Raw genomic sequence first — 17,596 nt, 5'->3', positions numbered from 1 at the left:
GGAGATCAGCCCTCCAGTTCGAAGCGGTAATCTTCGACGACGGTGTTGGCAAGGAGCTTCTCGCACATCGATTTCAGCTGCTGCTCCGCCTGGGCGCGGTCGGACGTCGCGAGCTCCACTTCCATGAATTTTCCGATGCGGACTTTGGAAACTTCTCCGAATCCCAGCGAGTGGAGCGCTCCTTGGACGGCATTGCCTTGAGGGTCGAGCACGTTTTCCTTGATCGTCACGTAAACTTTGGCTTTCATCGGTTGCTCCTCCTTGAATGGGCTCCTGTGCCCTTTGGCTGGCTGCATGCGCTTGTGATCTTTTTAATCCATTGCGGTGGGACTTCCCGATCTCTTGCCTCGCTTGGAATAGGCCCTATTCTCTTGGCTTGCTTGACCCGGGGTATCCCCTGCGCTCAGTGTCTGCTCGTAGCCCTGAGTGAAGGGGTTATCCCTTTCACTTAGCTTCGGTTTTTCCGGCTTGCAGCGCGACTTTTCGCCAATCGCGACACTGTAACCCGGTTTTTCCGGCTTGCAGCGCGACTTTTCGCCAATCGCGACACTGTAACCCGGTTTTTCCGGCTTGCAGCGCGACTTTTCGCCAATCGCGACACTGTAACCCGGTTTTTCCGGCTTGCAGCACGCTTTTTCGCCAAACGCGACACCGTAACCCGGTTTTTCCGGCTTGCAGCGCGACTTTTCGCCAATCGCGACACTGTATAACCCGGTTTTTCCGGCTTGCAGCGCGCTTTTTCACCGACCAAGGCTCTGTAACCCGGTTTTTCCGTCTTGCAGCGCGCTTTTTCGCCAATCGCGACACTGTAGCCCGGTTTTTCCGGCTTGGGGCGGTCCTGAGCGAAAGGGATACCCTGGGTCGAGGGTAAAAATAGACAACCATCCTTCCCAACCGCATAGAGGAGTCGCCGTCCGCTGAACCCCGAACACCACTCAACGGCAAACTTAGACGCGTTGCTCCGTCAATCGACGGTAAATTTCCTTATAGCGGGCCGAGGTTTCTTCGACAACGGAATCCGGCAGCCGGGGCGGCGGGCTGTTCTTGTCCCAATCGGAGCCCGACAAATACGTGCGCACCGGCTCTTTGTCCATGCTGTCGATCTCCACATCGAGCGCGTATTTCTCTTTCGCCCAGAACCGCGAGGAATCCGGCGTGAACAGCTCGTCGATCAGAATGACCTCGCCGCCCTCCAGCAAACCGAACTCGAACTTGCAGTCCGCGAGGATGATGCCGCGCTCCGCGCAGAAATCCCGTCCCGCTTCGTACAACCGCAAACTGCGTTCCCGCAATTCCTCCGCCAGCTCGCGCCCTACGCGCCGAGCCATTTCTTCGAACGGGATGTCCTCGTCATGGCCGACGTCGTTCTTGCCCGCGGGCGTGAAGATCGGCTGCTCCAGCTTGCCGTTCTTGCGCAGCCCCTCCGGAAGCGCGATGCCGTTGACCTCGCCGGTCGCTGTATACTGACGCCAGCCTCCCCCGGTAATGTAGCCGCGGACGACGCATTCGATGTCGATCCGCTTCGCTTTCCGGCACACCATGATGCGTCCGGCCAGCTTCTCCGGTTCCTTCACCAGATCGCCCAGCAACTCTGCGTCGGTATGCACGACATGGTTCTTCTGGATCCCGGCCGTGCGCTCGAACCAATAGGCGCTGAGGCCGTTCAGCACGCGACCTTTGTCCGGCACGGGAGGATCGAGCACGTAATCGAAAGCGCTGATGCGGTCCGTCACGACGATCAGCAGAAACTCGCCGATGTCGTACAGCTCCCGGACCTTGCCTTTATGCAGGAGCGGAGCCTTCACGAGCCCTTCCGCGGTGGATAATGCTTCGGAAATCGACAACCTGGCCGCCTCCCCGTCCATGTATTATTTCAAGCCGAGCCGTTCGAATATGGTGTCCACGTGCTTCAAATGCCAGGAAGGATCGAAGCAGTCCGCGATTTCCTCCGGGCTGAGCCGCTCCGTGATCTCCGGCGTGCTTTCCACGATCGAGCGGAAATCCCGCTGCTCCTCCCAGGCCTGCATCGCGCGGGGCTGCACGGTGTCGTATGCCTGTTCGCGGCTGAACCCCTTGTCGATCAGCTTCGTCATGACGCGGCCGGAGAACGGCACGTTGTACGTGCTGCGCATGTTCCGCTTCATGTTCTCCGGGAACACGGTCAGATTCTTCACGATGTTGCCGAACCGGTTCAACATGTAATTGAGCAGCATGGTCGCGTCCGGCAAAATCACCCGTTCGGCCGAGGAGTGCGAAATGTCCCGTTCGTGCCACAGCGTGACGTTTTCGTATGCCGTCAGCATGTGGCCGCGGATCACCCGCGAAAGCCCGCTCATGTTCTCGCAGCCGATCGGGTTGCGCTTGTGGGGCATCGCGGAGGAGCCCTTCTGGCCCTTGGCGAACGGCTCCTCGACTTCGCGGAACTCGCTCTTCTGCAGGCCGCGGATTTCCGTCGCGAATTTGTCGACGGACGTCGCGATGAGAGCCAGCGTCGCCATGTATTCCGCGTGTCGGTCGCGCTGCAGCGTCTGGGTCGAAATCGGCGCCGGCTTGATGCCGAGCTTCTCGCAAACGAATTGCTCGACGAACGGATCGATGTTGGCGTACGTGCCGACCGCGCCGGACATTTTGCCGAACTGGACGCCGTCCGCCGCCCGGTCGAAGCGCTCCAGGTTGCGCTTCATCTCTTCGTGCCACAGCGCCAGCTTCAGCCCGAACGTCGTCGGCTCCGCGTGGACGCCGTGCGTGCGGCCCATCATCGGGGTGTCTTTATAGCGGATCGCCTGTTCGCGCAGAATGGCGATGAAGTTCTCGATATCCCGGCGCAAAATGCGGTTCGCCTGCAGCAGAAGATATCCAAGCGCCGTGTCGACGACGTCCGTGGAGGTCAGCCCGTAATGCACCCATTTGCGTTCCGCCCCGAGACTCTCCGATACCGCGCGCGTAAAGGCGATGACATCGTGGCGCGTTTCCTGCTCGATCTCGTAGATCCGGTCGATGTCGAAGCGGGCGTTCTTGCGCAGCTCCACGGTATCTTCCTTCGGGATATGCCCGAGCTCGGCCCAAGCCTCGCACGCGCAAAGCTCCACCTCCAGCCAAGCCTGAAACTTGTTCTGTTCCGTCCAAATGGCCCGCATCTCCGGGCGGCTGTAGCGTTCGATCATGCTTCGTGAACCCTCCAAATGTCTGATTGCGAGATCCAAGCGAGCGCGGCCCCCGTCTGGGGAGCAAGCACGTTGATATGGCCCATTTTGCGTCCCGGCTTCGCCTCGGCTTTGCCGTACAAGTGAAGCTTCGGTTCGACGCCGAGCTTCTCCGCTTCCATGTCGCAGGCAGGCAGCCATTTCATCAGCGGCTCCATATGCTCGCCAAGCAAGTTCACCATGACGACGGGCGTCAGGAGGGCGGTATCGCCGAGCGGCAAATCGCAGATGGCGCGGATGTGCTGCTCGAACTGCGACGTCCGGCAGGCGTCCATCGTGTAGTGGCCGGAATTGTGGGGCCTCGGTGCCAATTCGTTCACGAATAAAGTTCCGTCAGCGTCAAGGAACATTTCGACCGCGATCAATCCGACGACGTTCAGCGACTCGGCGATCGAGATCGCCAGCCTTTCCGCTTCCGCCCTGACGGCATCGGAAATGCGGGCCGGAACGATGGATAAGTGCAGGATGTTCCGAACGTGCAAGTTCTCGGCCGGCGGGAACGTCCGGACTTCGCCCGAAGGCCGGCGGGCCGCGATGACCGATATTTCCTTCACGAACTTCACGAACTTCTCCAGCACGAGCCCGGTCCCCGTCCGGGACGCTTCCGCCCACGCCGGGGCGAGATCGCCTTCCGTCCGCAGCACCCATTGGCCTTTGCCGTCGTAACCCCCCGTCGCCGTCTTCAACACGACCGGCAGCCCCAGCTTCTCCGCCGCTGCGCGCAACCCGTCCAGGCTTACGATTTCCGCGTACGGCGCCACCCGGGCGCCCGCGGCTTCGAGCGCGCGTTTCTCCCGCAGCCGATGTTGGGTCGTATACAGGAGCGAACTGCCTTGCGGCACGTACGATTCCGTCTCCAGCATCGCCGCCACGCCGGCATCGACGTTCTCGAACTCGTACGTGATGACGTCCGATTGACGGGCAAGCTCGCGCGCGGCTTCGCGGTCTCCGTAACCGGCTACGATTTGCCGGGCCGTCTGGCCGCAAGGCGAATCCGGCGTCGGATCCAGCGTCACGAATCGGTATCCCAGCCGGCCCCCGGCATGCGCAAGCATACGCCCCAACTGACCCCCGCCAAGCACGCCGACCGTGGCGCCGGGAAGGATGGTGCGGGCGGTCATGGGAGTTCACCGCCCTCCAGCACTTCCCGCGTGATTCTCTCCCGGCGGGCGATTAAACGGCTCTGCACGTCCGGCTCGAAGGCGCCGACGATCTGCGCGGCGAGCAGGCCGGCGTTCGTCGCCCCGGCCTGTCCGATCGCGACCGTCGCGACCGGGATGCCGCCTGGCATCTGCACGATCGACAGCAGCGAGTCCAGTCCGTTCAGCGCTTTCGATTGCACCGGTACCCCGATGACGGGCAGGACGGTTTTGGCGGCTACCATTCCCGGCAGGTGCGCGGCTCCCCCGGCCCCGGCGATGATCGCCTTGAGGCCGCGGGCAACGGCCGTCTCCGCGTATTCGAACATCAGGTCCGGAGTCCGATGCGCCGAGACGACCTTCTTCTCGTAAGGAACGCCCAGCTCATCGAGCACGTCGCACGCCTTCTTCATCGTTTCCCAATCCGAAGTGCTCCCCATGATGACGCCGACCTTAACCGACATGCTTTCCCACTTCCCCTGTCCGATGTTTTGTCTTCGATCCCCATATAAGCAAATAAGCAAAAAAAGGGCGAGGGGTGTCTTTTTGCATTTTACCCCATCGGCCCTAGTATTCTCTATTCGAGGCATTTCGCTCCTGCCGGCGACGACACAAACCTCGAAATCGAATCCCCGCGCGCAGGGAAAAGTTCGAGGTTCAAGGCATGCCGGTTCTGGGGCGGACTGCCGCGTAGTCCGGAAATTAAGGTTTCCGGGTAGAGACATTCGGGCCGATTCCCGAGTATATACGCGGGTGATGCGAGTCGCAGCCATAAAAGCTAATTCCGAAATGATGCTTATTCAGTGTACCTTACATGTCGTGGAATGTCAAACAAAGACGAACGCTTTTTAATCATCAAAATGTTAATGTTCGGTTTTAGCGAAAAGAGAAAAAACGACCCCGGCATATTAAGCCGGAGTCGCGACTTCACCTGTCAGAGGCGTAAAATTCAAGGAGTTACGTTCGCATTCGAGCCCAGAGGTCCCGTTCGCGTCAACGCGACGTGATCGAGATAACCCCAGTAACCGGCAGAACGCGATCGAAATCGTGCCGTCCGTCACGGCAATGCCTTCCACGCTGAACGGCTGCCAGACGTTCCAGCCCTGGTTGATGACGTTTGCGCTTTTGTCCCCCGCGCTAGTCGAAGCGGACAAATACCGGCTTCACTTGTATCGCCGAGATGTCGGTGTCGGCGCCGGCGAGGCCGAAGTAGAAATCGTCCGCGTCGCCCCATGCTCCCGCCGCGCCGTAAAAGTTCACGCCGACCGTTACCGTTCCGGACGTGACGGGAACCGTAATAGAATAGAACTGCCAGACGTTCCAGCCGGAAGGAGCGAAGTTCCGGACCAGCGCGGCGTTCGGATCGATAGCGTCGAAATCCGCCGCATACGGATACGGCACCGAAGCGTCGCCTCTCGCATCCCCTTCGCCGCAAACGGATAGAAAACCCCGCTCCGCCTCCGAAAGCCGGAAGCGAAACGGGGTTGGGACACCGAGGGAAATATTCGATCAACCCTGGGAGCCGATGAACGCGTATCGCGCGATGACGAGCACGGCCAGCACCCACATGAGCCAATGGATCTTGTGCTTGCCTTTGCCGAGAAGATTGGCCGCCGCAGCCAGCACAACGTAGGACACAATACCGAAAGATATCCCGTTGGCGATGTTGTACGTGAACGGCATGAACACAATCGTCAGGAATGACGGAATGGCGATCGCGTAGTCCTGGAAATCGATTTCTTTGACCGACTGCATCATCAGGAGACCGACGACGATCAAAGCGGCAGCCGTCGCCGAACCCGGAATCAAGCTCACGACCGGAGCGAGGAACAAGGCGGCCAGGAACAATACGCCGGTGGAAACGGCCGTAAGTCCGCTTCGTCCGCCTTCGGCGATACCCGCGGAGCTTTCGATGTAAGCCGTCGTCGTGCTCGTTCCGAGCATGGCGCCGCCGCTTACGGCGATCGCATCGACCATCATCGCTTTGCCAACCCGTTTCTCGCCTTCCACTTTATTTTTCATGATCCCGGCGCGATTCGCCGTTCCGACAAGCGTGCCGAACGTATCGAACAACTCGACGAACGTGAATGTCGCGACGATCGAGATGATCCCCGCCCGGAATACGCCTTCCCAGTCGAAGTTCATGAATTGCAGCTGGGTCAGATCCGGAATCCACGGAGTGGTGCCGGTATTGATCGTCGTGGGCACATAATCCGCGCCGAGCAGGATCCCGATTAACGTGGTGCCGAGAATGCCGAACAGGATCGCTCCTTTTACCCGCAGAACCATCAGGATGGCGATCAGCGCAAGGCCGATCAGCGCCAGCTGGACGCTCGGGCTTTCAAGGGAACCCATGTGGAACACGGTCTCGAAGAAAGCGACGTCCGTGAATTTCCCTTTCGGGATGTCGTTTAACGCTTCGACGCCTACGGTCAGCAGCCCGCTGTTTTTCAATCCGATGATCGTGATGAAAAGCCCGATTCCCACCGTAATCGCATGTTTCAAACTGTCCGGGACCGCCGTCAGCAGCATTTGGCGCACTTTGGTTACCGTAAGGAGAATGAAAATGATCCCCGAAATGAAAACGGCGGTCAGCGCGATTTCGAACGTGATCGGTTTGCCCGTGGCGGAAGAGCTGAGGATGACAGACGCAAAATAAGCATTCAGCCCCATACCGGGCGCGAGGGCAACCGGGAAGTTGACGAAGATTCCCATAGCGATCGTGAATATGCCAGCCGCAAGCGCGGTAGCCAGGAAGATCGGATACCATTCCCCGCCCGTTGCGCCCGACCCGAATGCGCTCAGCGTATTCGGATTCACCGCCAATATGTACGCCATCGTCATAAATGTCGTCAGACCGGCCATGATCTCCGTACGGACGTTCGTTCCGAGTTCCTTCAACTTAAAGAAACGCTCCAATGGATTCGACTCCTTCGTTTGTTAGAGACTTCCGGGCCGATTCCCGGGATTATACGAAAAGACCTATTCGATTGTATTTTTCGTTCTCATTCTAGGACCAGGTACCTGATGTTGTCAATGTTTATTACGAACTTGCCCGCCCATATTCGTGAGTAATGTTCGGAATTAACGGCCAATTCGGCGATTTTCGATCAAAAAAAACCGGACCGACATTTCCGTCGATCCGGCTTCCTGGTTAACCAAGCACGACCCGGTCATCCGCCAGCTTGCGTCCGCTGATGCTCTCGAACTCGCGCAGCAGCCGCTCCACCGTCAGCTCCTTCTTGCGTTCCTCGTTCACGTCGAGGATGATCCGTCCCTTGTCCATCATGATGAGGCGGTTGCCGAGGCGGATCGCCTGCTCCATGTTATGGGTGACCATCAGCGTCGTCAGCTTCATCTCGCGCACGATGCTCTCGGTCAGCGCGGTAACGAGATCCGCGCGGGCCGGGTCCAGCGCCGCCGTATGCTCGTCCAGCAGCAGGATCTGCGGCTTCGTGAACGTCGCCATGAGCAGGCTCAGCGCCTGCCGTTCGCCCCCGGACAGCTGGCCGACCTTCGCCTTGAGCCGGGTATCCAGCCCGAGATTCAGGCGTCTCAGCTGCTCCTGGAAGAAGGCGCGTTTGGCGCGGTTCACGCCGAAGCTCAGGCCGCGGGACTTGCCGCGGGCGAACGCCATGGCGAGGTTCTCTTCAATCGTCATGTTCGGCGCCGTGCCGGCCATCGGATCCTGGAACACCCGCCCGATCCAGCGGCTTCTCCGGTATTCCGGCAAGTGCTGCACGGCATTCCCTTCAATCCGCACTTCGCCGGCATCCGGGGTAAGGACGCCGGAGATGATGTTCATCAGCGTCGACTTGCCCGCTCCGTTGCTGCCGATCACGGTGACGAAATCGCCCGGCTTCAGCGACAGGTTGATGCCGGCCAGCGCCACCTTCTCATCGGGCGATCCGGGGAAGAACAGCTTCGACACGCCGTTTAGCTGCAGCATCAGCGCGCACCCCCCGATCCCTTGCCCGACGTCGCGGCGGCCAATTCGGCCGTACGCCTGCGCGCCGCATTCTTCATCCTCCATGAGCGTTGAAGGGTTGGCACAACGAGCGCGATAATGACGATGACGGCCGTAATGACTTTAAGGTCGGAAGCCTTGAACCCGGGAACCTGGAGGGCCAGGGCGATAATGATCCGGTAAACGATCATCCCGACGACCGCGGAGAGCGTCGCCCAAAAAATCGTGCGGGCGCCGAGAATCGCTTCGCCGATGATGACCGCGGCCAGGCCGATCACGATCATCCCGATGCCCATCGATTGGTCCGAGTATCCTTGATCCTGCGCGACGAACGCGCCGGACAAAGCGACCAAGCCGTTGGACAGGCTGACGCCGATGATCTTCGTGTTGTCGGTATGGGCGCCGAAGCTGCGGATCATCCGGGCGTTGTCGCCCGTCGCGCGCAGGCTGAGCCCCAGATCCGTGTGAAAGAACGCATCCAGCAGCAGCTTGATCGCGATGACGGCTACGAGCATCAGAGCCCAAGGCGCAATGGACGTAAAGACGGTTTCCGCGTTAAGCAGCGGAACGTTGGGAACGCGGGAAATCCGAAGGTTGATCGAATAGAGCGCGATCATCATCAGAATTCCGGACAGCAGCGCGTTGATTTTGCCTTTGGTATGCAGCAGCCCCGTCACGGCCCCGGCCGCGAGCCCGCCCAGAAAAGCGCAGGCGGTCGCGATCCAAGGGGAATAGCCGTGCGTAATCATCACGGCGGCGATGGCGCCGCCGGTCGTGAAGCTGCCGTCCACGGTCAGGTCGGGAAAATCGAGAATCCGGTACGTGATGTAAACCCCGAGCGACATGAAGGCGTACAGCAAGCCCAGCTGGATCGCTCCGGGGATCGAGTGCAGCATGGATTCGAAAGTGGACATGGAACGCCTCCGATCACTGGATCAGGTTTTGCGTTTGATCCTGCACCGCGCTCTTCATGGCATCCGTCACTTCAATGCCATAGTCTTTGGCCACTTTCAGGTTCAAAATCAAATCCAGCTTTTCTTGCATCAGAACGGGCAGGTCGCCCGGCTTCTTGCCGTTCAGCAGAATGTCGGCCGCCATTTGGCCGGCTTGGTAGCCGTGGTCGTAGTATTTGAAGCCGACGGTCGCGAACGCGCCTTTCTCGACGGTGTCGCGGTCGCTGGAGAAGAACGGGATTTTGTTCTCCTTCGCCACTTGGATAATGGAGTCGACGCCGCTGACCACCATGTTGTCGAGCGTGATGTAGAAGGCGTCGGCGCGGCCGACGAGCGATTCCGCGGCTTGCTTCACTTCCGAAGAGTTCGTCACCGGAGCCTTGATCAGCTTGATGCCCTTCTTGGTCAGCTCTTCCTCCGCTTTCTTCGCCATGACGACGGCGTTCGTCTCGCCTTCGTTGATGACGAGGCCGACCGTCTTGACGTTCGGGAAGTTGGCGGCGATGAATTCGACCAGCTTCGTCGTCGCTTCCGGGTTCGTGTCGGAAGCGCCGGTCACGTTGCCGCCCGGAGCCTTGAGATCGCTGACGATTTGGGCCGCGACCGGATCGGTCACCGCCGCGAATACGATCGGGGTGTCCTTGACGTTCTGCACCAGCGCCTGGGCGGAAGGCGTCGCGATGCCGAGGGCAAGATCGAACTTGCCGCTGGCGATTTTCTGCGCGATCGCCGTGTTGTTCGACGGATCGCCTTGCGCGGAGTTGAAATCGACCGTCAGGTTTTTGCCTTCTTCCAGTCCCGCATCCTTAAGCGCGGCCAGGAAGCCTTCGCGCGTGGCGTCGAGCGACGGATGCTCGACGATTTGGGAAATGGCGATTTTGTACGTTTTGCCGGCGCTTTCGCTCGGACTCGGGCTCTCGCCTGCGCTTTCGCTGGCGCTCGGGCTGGCCGAAGCGGACGGACTGGCGCCGCCTGCGTTCTCATTCTTCTTGCCGCACGCGGCGACAAGCAACACGATGGACATGACGAGTGCAAGCCAGGTTAATTTCTTCATCGGATCTATCTCCTCCCATGGTTCGGTGCATTAGGCGCGGAGTCCCTGCAACGCTTCGCCCCGTAAAAGCATAAAAGCAAAAACGACGCAAATCTTCCACGACCTGCAAATTACACGCTTTTTCCTATCTTACGGGCCATCCCGGCATTCGTCAATGTTGCAAAGATAAGCCTCCGTACAAAACAATACCGCCAGGCTGCCCCGGCGGCGGTCCGGTCAAGCGGGCGGAATCTTGGCGGATCGTTTACCCCAAGCCGGGAAAAATCCATTTTCCGACCGGCTCGAAAACGGCGCGAAGCGGCTCGTTCGGACTCGGCAGTTGAACGCCGGCAAGAAGAAGCGCCCCGATCGCCGCGGCGGCGGCCATCAGGAGGGCGTAACACGCCGCATCCTTGGTTTCCCCTTTGGCCAACAAGCCGCGAACCTGCCAGCGGGCCAAACTTGCGGACAAGAGCACGAATAGGATGACGTACGCAGCGCTCATTCTCCCTTCACACCACCGGCTGCGGCTAATCCGTCAGGCGGCGGCTCCCGTTTGCGTTTCGCGAATGACGCCAGCATCAGAAGCGCAAGCGGAACGGCGATTTGAAACGGAAAGGAGTACCACTGCCAAACCCGGACCGCGAATTGGATCTGCTCCGCATTGTTCCGGTGAACGAACAGGGAGAACTCCAGCATCAACAATCCCATCGGCACGAGATACGGGCGGTAATGCGTCGATGCCATGCCTGCGGACAACGATTTCGCGCACACATACAGGCAGACGCTGATTTTCGAGAATCCCCCCATGAGCCAGGTGATAATCAGGATCGGTTCTACGCGCTCGATGAAATCGGCAAGGGAAATGTACTGATAGGCCGTATAGCTCGGAAAAACGAGCTTCGAGGCCATGTCCCCCAGAATCAAAAAATTGCGTATGTTGACCATGATCAGGAGAGCGCCGGCTGCAAACAGCGTCCGGAGCATCGTTTTGTTCGCTTGGCCGATCCGGTTCAACGCGGGAATGATCATGGCGAACAGGACCGACTCGCCGAAAGGAAACCCGACCAGCTCCGTCATGCCTTCAAGGATCGGCATCCACCCCCGGTCAACGACCGGCAGCAGATTTGCGGCTTGAAAATCCTTGCTCATAAGCAGCATCGATACGATTCCTTCCGACAAAACGAACCAGATCAGGGCGAGCGCGCAACGGGCGATGACTTCGATCCCCCCGTAAGCCGCCCACAGCACCATGCCGATCATCACGGCCGAAACGACGAAGGGCGGGGTCCTCTGAAGCGCGACCGTGTTGATCAGTTCGGTGAAGTTGCGCAGAACCAGCGAACCGAGGTGCAGAGCGTACCAAGCGTATAACAGGGCCATGATCCCTCCTCCCCATGCGCCCAGCAATTCCCGCGCGATCTCCACGAGGGACTTTCCCGGGTAGTGCAGGCATAGGCGGGTATAGATCCAGACGATGCCGCTGGAGACGGCAAGGGCCAGGATGATCGATATCCAGGCGTCGTGACCGGCGATTGCGGCGAGCGGGACGGTCATCGAACTTCCCATCAGGAACATGAACAGGAGCGCCCCAAGACCGGTGCTCGAAATGCTTTCGGCGCTCTTCTCCACCTGGGTTCCCTCCATCCGTTATTTCACGATTTCCTTCTCCCGCAGCTGCAGGGGCGGCCCCGTCAAACCCGAGCGCGTCACGGTGAACTCCGCGTCCACCTTGATATCCGCCCGCTCGAACCAGGTGTTCCAATTGTTCTTGTAACGGCTCCAGCTCCGATTGTCCTTCCGGTGGAGCGCTTCTCCCAACCCGAATACGTCGGCGCCGTATTTCTGCTGCACTTCGGCGATCAACTTCTCCGTGTCTCGGCGGAGCGACCGTTCGAGCAGTCTCTGCACCGTCCGCACATGCTTCGGATTGGAGAAATCCAACCGGCTGTTGTTTTCGTCCACGGTTCCCTTTCCCTGCAGACGGATGGAGAACCGGGGCATGCCGTTCACCACTTTGGGGACGATGGTCCGCTTCGCGGCGGTCAGAACGATGGCGGCATTGCCTTGTTGGTCCGGCAGCTCCACCGTGAATATGGCCCTCTTCAGCTTGCCCGTCACCCATTGCTGCAACTGCGTTTGACCGGCGTTCAAATAACCCGCCAGTTTCAACCCGTTGAACACCGCCGAACCGGTCAGCTTGAACGTTTCCTCCGATCCTTGTTCGCCTTTGTCTTCCCCCCCGATAGGCGTGAGCTCGATGACCCCCGTCACGGGCTGAACCCCCTCCGCGGACGATGCGTTCAGCAGATCGCGCATCGTTGTCAGCATGCCGCCGGTCAAATTCTCCATTTCGCGCACGGCTTCCGTCGGGACAAACTCAAGCGGATAGTCCACCTTCAGCGCTTCTTTGCCCTGTCTTCCTTTGACCACCAGCACGTAAACGCGAAGCCGCGTCTGAGGATTGCGGCCATAATATTCGATCACGTCTCCAAGCCCGTGCCTCGCCAGCTTCTCCCCGATGAGAAGCACGCGCCGATGCCCGACGAACAGCCTCCGGGACAACTTGGGCTGCTCGTCTTGAATCAGTTGATGGATGTTGTACCCTTTTCCCGAGACGGAAAAATATTTCTTCGCTCTTTGCGGAATGTTTCCGATTTGGCGGGCCGGTATCGCGATTTGCGTCGTCCCCTCGTAGCGGCCGTCGGCCGTCAGGTCGAGAGAAGACGCCATCACGAGCGCAATATCGTTAATCTCCGTGCGGTCCCAACAGCCCGTGCACAGGAGTGCGGCGGCAACGAGTGCGGCGCATGCCCCTCCTTTGCCTTTCATGGCGCGCCGCCGCCTTGATTTCCCTGCTTCCCGGAAGCGCCCGGCCGCGGCATCTGTCCCTCGGGCACGCGCACGGGATCTTGATATCCCGTCAAGCGGGGACGAAGCTTCATTGCCCAATGGGGACTGCGGATGACGACGTCTTTCAACCCTCCGAACGACAACGGCGCCACCGGAGAGAAATACGGGATTCCGAAAGAACGCAGGGAACAGAGATGGATCAAAATGCCGAGCAGGCCGATACCGATGCCGAATAGGCCGAGCGTCCCGGCGAGCAGAATCATGGGAAAGCGAAGCAGGCGGATGCTGGCCGCGAAATTGAACCGGGGGATCGAGAAATTCGCGATCCCGGTAACCGCAACCACGATCACCATCGGGGCGGAGATGATGCCCGCCTGCACCGCCGCCTGTCCGATGACGAGAGCCCCGACGATGCTGACCGCGGCTCCAACCTGTTTAGGCAGACGCACGCCGGCTTCGCGCAGCGCTTCGAACGTAATCTCCATGAGGAGCACTTCCACCAATGCCGGAAACGGGTTCGCTTCGCGCGCCCCGGCGATGCTCATGAGCAAATTGGTCGGGATCATCTCCTGGTGGAAAGTGGATATCGCTACGTAAACCGAAGGAAGGAAAAGGGCGATCAGCAGATGGGCGAACCGAATCCAACGGAGAAACGTGCCGATCGGGAACCGCTCGTAATAATCTTCCGCGCTTTGCAGCCCGGACCAGAACGTCATGGGCACCAACAGCGCGAAAGGCGTGCCCCCGATCAGGATCGCAACCCTTCCTTCCAGCAGATGAGCGGCGACGACGTCCGGCCGCTCCGTGTTCAGCACTTGGGGAAACGGCGAGAACGGCAAATCTTCGATGAATTCTTCGACGTATCCCGATTCCACGATCCCGTCGATCCGGATTCGGGCGATCCGGTTACGAACCTCCAGAACGACGGAGTCCGTCGCAATCCCTTCGAGGTACGCGACGACGACTTTCGTATCGGAGAGCTCTCCGACCGTAAAGGGCTCCATCTTGAGCCTGGTCGTCGGAAACCGCTTGCGCAGCAGCGCCATGTTGGTCTGGATCTGCTCGATGAACCCTTCCCGCGGTCCGCGGATCAGCGTTTCCGCCTGCGGCTCCTCGACGCTACGCGAAGGCGGCCGGCCTGCGCCGACGATCAGAATGCACGGCTCGCCGTCCAGGACGACCCCGACTTGGCCGCCCATTACGCCCTTCGCGAACTCGCCGAGCGTATTCACCGTTCGCGTTCCGCCGGTCCCGAGCCGGCTGTCCAACTCTTCGGCGAGTTTCCCTGGAGATGCTGGCGCGCCGCCGCGATCCCGAGCCACGGCGCCCAGCCGCATTTGCTGGTCCAGCAGTTGACGGTCGACCATGCCGTCCAAGTAGATCAACAGCGCTTCGCGCTCGCCGGGCAGCTTCACGTTCTGGAACACGACGTCAGAGCAATTCTCGAACGTTTTTTCCAACAGTTTCAGGTTCGCCTGCGGATCTTGGGCAAACTCCGTCCCGGGCTCGGTCCAATCTCGCATTGCCGCCGGCAGCTTGCCGGAACGCTTTCTTAACCATCGCCGAAAAACGAACATGTTCTGCCGCCCCCGAATCGAACGTAATGAGCGCACGGGTTTAGCTTCTGGAATAATATCCAAATTTATGCATGGAGTGGCGCCGGTTTTGCCCTGAACGCAAATCACCTGCCGGGACTTCGTCCGTGGCAGGTGATTTGCGATGCGAAACGCTCTTTTACTCCCACTCGATGGTGGCAGGAGGTTTGGAGGTAATGTCGTAAACGACGCGGTTTACGTTATGGACTTCATTGACGATCCGGTTAGAGATCTTCTCCAGCACTTCGTACGGAATGCGCGCCCAGTCGGCGGTCATTCCGTCGATCGAGGTCACGGCGCGGATGCCGACGGTGTACGAATACGTGCGCTCGTCGCCCATGACGCCGACGCTCTTCATGTCCGGCAGCGCCGTGAAGTACTGCCAAATCTCGCGGTCCAGCCCGGCCTTGGCGATCTCGTCGCGCAGGATGGCGTCCGACTCGCGGACGATCTCCAGCTTGTCCTCGGTCACTTCGCCCAGCACGCGGATCGCGAGACCCGGACCCGGGAACGGCTGGCGCCAGACGATGGCATCCGGCAGGCCGAGCTCCTCGCCGACTTTGCGGACTTCGTCCTTGAACAGCGCCTTGAGAGGTTCGACAAGCTTGAACTTCATGTCCTCCGGCAGGCCGCCCACGTTGTGGTGCGACTTGATCGTTTGCGCCGTCGCCGTGCCGCTCTCGATAATGTCCGTGTACAGCGTCCCCTGCGCGAGGAAATCGAACTCGCCCAGCTTGCGCGACTCTTCGTCGAACGCGTAAATGAATTCGCCCCCGATGATCTTGCGCTTCCGCTCCGGATCGCTCACGCCGCGCAGCTTGCCGAGGAAGCGCTCCTGCGCGTCGATCTTGACCACGTGCATGTCGAACTTGCCGACGAACGTCTCCATGACGCCCTCGGCTTCTCCTTTGCGAAGCAAACCGTGGTCGATGAACATGCACGTCAGCTGATCGCCGATCGCCCGGTGGATCAGCGCCGCCACGACGGAGGAATCGACACCGCCCGACAGGGCGCACAGCACTTTGCGATCCCCGACTTGGTTCCGGATTTCGCGGATCGTGTCTTCGATGAACGTCTCCATGCTCCAGTCGCCTTTGCAGCCGCAAACGTCGAACAGGAAGTTTTTGATCATGTCGTTCCCGCGGACCGTATGGCGCACTTCGGGGTGGAATTGCACCGCGAACAGCCGCTTCCCGGGATGGCTCATCGCCGCCACCGGCGCGTGCAAGGTAGAGGCGTCCACCACGAAGCCTTCCGGCAGCTCGGTCACGAGGTTGCTGTGGCTCATCCACACCTGCTGGGAAGGTTCGAGCCCTTGGGTCAACCGGCAATGCGGCTGGAATTCGACCGACGCTTTGCCGTATTCCCGCTTCTCCGCGCGGCCGACCTTGCCGGAGAGCTGATGGGACATCAGCTGCATGCCGTAGCAAATGCCGAGCACCGGAATGCCGAGCTCGTATACGGCCGGGTCGACCTTCGGCGCCTCCTCTTCGAATACGTTGGCGGGTCCGCCGGAGAACACGATGCCCTTCGGCTGTAGCTCGCGGAGCTTCGCGATCGGCGTGTTGAAAGGAAGAAGTTCGCTGTAGACCCCGAGGTCGCGGATCCGCCTCGCGATCAATTGGTTGTATTGGCCTCCGAAGTCGAGGACGACGATCATTTCATGCGTAGAATTGTTCACCGGTTATGCCGAGCCTCCCTCAATCGATTGACGCTATTATAGACTTGCCCGCCCACAGCGTCAACCGGAGGCTTGGGAGCCTCTGTTTTTGATCTTGCCGACGACCAGCAGCAGCAAAGGAAGACCGATCATGTTGACGGGAAGCGCGATGGGGACCCAATAATTCAGCAAATAATTCGCCGTCGCCTGCGAGATGTTTTGCGGGATCAAGGCAAAGCCGATAATCACCGGGGCGATCCACCACACGAGGTTCCGCCAGTTTTTGATGCCCAGGAATTCCGCCGTGCCGTAGGCCGTGATGAACAGATAGATGGCCAATTTGACGAACACGCTGGTTACCCACGTAATGACGGTCAGCGGATCGAGGTTCTCGACGAAGCCCAATACCGATATTTTGCGGCTCATTTCGAAAAAAGGATACCATAGCTTCGGACTGAGATTGACGCCGATCGTCATGAGGGTCATCGTCATGGCGATCAGCACCGTGAAAGCAGCAGCAGCGGCCGCCCAGTAAGCATACCTCTTTCCGCTGGCCGGCTGGTACAGAAAAGCCGCGAGCATCATGTACTCCACCGAATGTCCAAGGTAGGATGCGGAGGGCAGCGAGCCTTTGAATATCTTCATCGCGCCCGTATCCGCATAGACCGGCAGCAGATTTTTCGCATCAACGTTGTTCACGCTCGCCGCGAGCACAAGCACGATCATTAGGATGACCACCGGTCCAAGCACCTCGCTGCATCGGGCGATCGAGACGATCCCGCCGGCATAAGTCGCGTAACAAATCAGGAGGATCATGATGAGCATGATCGCGGTCTTGGGCGTCAAGGGGAGAATCATGATTTGGATCGCGTCGGTGAATTGCCTCAGCACGATCGGGAGGATCGTGTACCATTGGACCAAATAGACGATCACGACAATGCCGCCGATCCATTTCCCCAGGATCGCCTGGCTGAACCGGATCAAATCCTGCCCGGGATACAGTTGAGCGACATTCGTCACCAGCGCCGTAATCCCCAGGGTCATACAGCCGGCAAGCAGGAGCGAAATCCACAAGTCCTGCTTCGCCGCCTGTACGCCCGGGGTCAGGGTCATGACCAGCGTCATGCCGACTTCCATCGTGAAAATCATCCAGAAAACCTGCAGGCCGGTCACTTTCATCCGTTCTCCTCCTT

Annotated in this window: 17 protein-coding genes and 1 riboswitch; all 17 genes read right to left on the bottom strand. The window is 59.6% G+C overall.

The window, feature by feature from the left end:
* Window positions 1-5: 5 nt before the first annotated feature.
* Complete coding sequence (purS, locus tag GE107_RS06410; protein WP_219638838.1) at window positions 6-248, bottom strand: phosphoribosylformylglycinamidine synthase subunit PurS; 243 nt, start codon at window positions 246-248, stop codon at window positions 6-8.
* Window positions 249-947: 699 nt separating this feature from the next.
* A complete protein-coding gene (locus GE107_RS06405; RefSeq protein WP_255570263.1) occupies window positions 948-1,844 on the bottom strand; it encodes a phosphoribosylaminoimidazolesuccinocarboxamide synthase in 897 nt (298 codons plus the stop codon).
* Between the two features lie 24 nt (window positions 1,845-1,868).
* Window positions 1,869-3,164, bottom strand: coding sequence for an adenylosuccinate lyase (gene purB, locus GE107_RS06400; protein ID WP_219638836.1), 1,296 nt, complete (start codon window positions 3,162-3,164; stop codon window positions 1,869-1,871).
* On the bottom strand, window positions 3,161-4,324 hold the full coding sequence (gene purK, locus GE107_RS06395; RefSeq protein WP_219638835.1) for a 5-(carboxyamino)imidazole ribonucleotide synthase: 1,164 nt from the start codon (window positions 4,322-4,324) through the stop codon (window positions 3,161-3,163). Before purK ends, purB begins: the two co-directional genes overlap by 4 nt.
* Window positions 4,321-4,806: a 5-(carboxyamino)imidazole ribonucleotide mutase gene (gene purE / locus GE107_RS06390; RefSeq protein ID WP_219638834.1), complete on the bottom strand. Its 486-nt coding sequence runs from the start codon at window positions 4,804-4,806 to the stop codon at window positions 4,321-4,323. Before purE ends, purK begins: the two co-directional genes overlap by 4 nt.
* Before the next feature lie 207 nt (window positions 4,807-5,013).
* A riboswitch (purine riboswitch) is annotated at window positions 5,014-5,113 on the bottom strand.
* Between the two features lie 137 nt (window positions 5,114-5,250).
* A complete protein-coding gene (locus tag GE107_RS06385) occupies window positions 5,251-5,496 on the bottom strand; it encodes a hypothetical protein (protein WP_219638833.1) in 246 nt (81 codons plus the stop codon).
* A complete protein-coding gene (locus tag GE107_RS06380) occupies window positions 5,480-5,743 on the bottom strand; it encodes a hypothetical protein (protein ID WP_219638832.1) in 264 nt (87 codons plus the stop codon). The genes GE107_RS06385 and GE107_RS06380 overlap by 17 nt, the downstream gene beginning before the upstream one ends.
* A gap of 108 nt (window positions 5,744-5,851) precedes the next feature.
* On the bottom strand, window positions 5,852-7,261 hold the full coding sequence (locus GE107_RS06375; protein ID WP_219638831.1) for an NCS2 family permease: 1,410 nt from the start codon (window positions 7,259-7,261) through the stop codon (window positions 5,852-5,854).
* Window positions 7,262-7,496: 235 nt separating this feature from the next.
* Window positions 7,497-8,291, bottom strand: a complete 795-nt coding sequence (locus GE107_RS06370) for an ABC transporter ATP-binding protein (protein ID WP_219638830.1) — start codon at window positions 8,289-8,291, stop codon at window positions 7,497-7,499.
* Window positions 8,291-9,205, bottom strand: a complete 915-nt coding sequence (locus GE107_RS06365) for an ABC transporter permease (protein WP_219638987.1) — start codon at window positions 9,203-9,205, stop codon at window positions 8,291-8,293. The genes GE107_RS06370 and GE107_RS06365 overlap by 1 nt, the downstream gene beginning before the upstream one ends.
* 31 nt (window positions 9,206-9,236) lie before the next feature.
* A complete protein-coding gene (locus GE107_RS06360) occupies window positions 9,237-10,316 on the bottom strand; it encodes an ABC transporter substrate-binding protein (RefSeq protein ID WP_219638829.1) in 1,080 nt (359 codons plus the stop codon).
* Window positions 10,317-10,560: 244 nt separating this feature from the next.
* Entirely contained in the window at window positions 10,561-10,800 is a 240-nt protein-coding gene (locus tag GE107_RS06355) for a hypothetical protein (protein WP_219638828.1), read from the bottom strand.
* Window positions 10,797-11,927, bottom strand: a complete 1,131-nt coding sequence (locus tag GE107_RS06350; protein WP_219638827.1) for a GerAB/ArcD/ProY family transporter — start codon at window positions 11,925-11,927, stop codon at window positions 10,797-10,799. Before GE107_RS06350 ends, GE107_RS06355 begins: the two co-directional genes overlap by 4 nt.
* Before the next feature lie 18 nt (window positions 11,928-11,945).
* Complete coding sequence (locus GE107_RS06345) at window positions 11,946-13,127, bottom strand: Ger(x)C family spore germination protein (RefSeq protein WP_219638826.1); 1,182 nt, start codon at window positions 13,125-13,127, stop codon at window positions 11,946-11,948.
* Entirely contained in the window at window positions 13,124-14,725 is a 1,602-nt protein-coding gene (locus GE107_RS06340; protein WP_219638825.1) for a spore germination protein, read from the bottom strand. Before GE107_RS06340 ends, GE107_RS06345 begins: the two co-directional genes overlap by 4 nt.
* A gap of 157 nt (window positions 14,726-14,882) precedes the next feature.
* Entirely contained in the window at window positions 14,883-16,403 is a 1,521-nt protein-coding gene (gene guaA, locus GE107_RS06335; protein WP_219638986.1) for a glutamine-hydrolyzing GMP synthase, read from the bottom strand.
* 81 nt (window positions 16,404-16,484) lie between these two features.
* Window positions 16,485-17,582 carry a GerAB/ArcD/ProY family transporter gene (locus GE107_RS06330; RefSeq protein WP_219638824.1) on the bottom strand — a complete coding sequence of 366 codons (1,098 nt, stop codon included), beginning with the start codon at window positions 17,580-17,582 and terminating at the stop codon, window positions 16,485-16,487.
* Window positions 17,583-17,596 lie beyond the last annotated feature (14 nt).

This window comes from Cohnella sp. CFH 77786, assembly GCF_019400745.1.
Lineage (GTDB): Bacteria > Bacillota > Bacilli > Paenibacillales > Paenibacillaceae > Cohnella.
The sequence above is the reverse complement of the archived record's forward strand: the minus strand, read 5'-3'. Positions and strand labels throughout refer to the sequence as shown.

What these genes read in the sequence shown, in the direction of transcription:
- purS (WP_219638838.1), bottom strand. Translation starts at nt 248, where the DNA reads ATGAAAGCCAAAGTTTACGTGACGATCAAGGAAAACGTGCTCGACCCT.
- purB (WP_219638836.1), bottom strand. Translation starts at nt 3,164, where the DNA reads ATGATCGAACGCTACAGCCGCCCGGAGATGCGGGCCATTTGGACGGAA.
- purK (WP_219638835.1), bottom strand. Translation starts at nt 4,324, where the DNA reads ATGACCGCCCGCACCATCCTTCCCGGCGCCACGGTCGGCGTGCTTGGC.
- purE (WP_219638834.1), bottom strand. Translation starts at nt 4,806, where the DNA reads ATGTCGGTTAAGGTCGGCGTCATCATGGGGAGCACTTCGGATTGGGAA.
- GE107_RS06370 (WP_219638830.1), bottom strand. Translation starts at nt 8,291, where the DNA reads ATGCTGCAGCTAAACGGCGTGTCGAAGCTGTTCTTCCCCGGATCGCCC.
- GE107_RS06365 (WP_219638987.1), bottom strand. Translation starts at nt 9,205, where the DNA reads ATGCTGCACTCGATCCCCGGAGCGATCCAGCTGGGCTTGCTGTACGCC.
- GE107_RS06360 (WP_219638829.1), bottom strand. Translation starts at nt 10,316, where the DNA reads ATGAAGAAATTAACCTGGCTTGCACTCGTCATGTCCATCGTGTTGCTT.
- GE107_RS06355 (WP_219638828.1), bottom strand. Translation starts at nt 10,800, where the DNA reads ATGAGCGCTGCGTACGTCATCCTATTCGTGCTCTTGTCCGCAAGTTTG.
- GE107_RS06345 (WP_219638826.1), bottom strand. Translation starts at nt 13,127, where the DNA reads ATGAAAGGCAAAGGAGGGGCATGCGCCGCACTCGTTGCCGCCGCACTC.
- GE107_RS06340 (WP_219638825.1), bottom strand. Translation starts at nt 14,725, where the DNA reads ATGTTCGTTTTTCGGCGATGGTTAAGAAAGCGTTCCGGCAAGCTGCCG.
- guaA (WP_219638986.1), bottom strand. Translation starts at nt 16,403, where the DNA reads ATGATCGTCGTCCTCGACTTCGGAGGCCAATACAACCAATTGATCGCG.
- GE107_RS06330 (WP_219638824.1), bottom strand. Translation starts at nt 17,582, where the DNA reads ATGAAAGTGACCGGCCTGCAGGTTTTCTGGATGATTTTCACGATGGAA.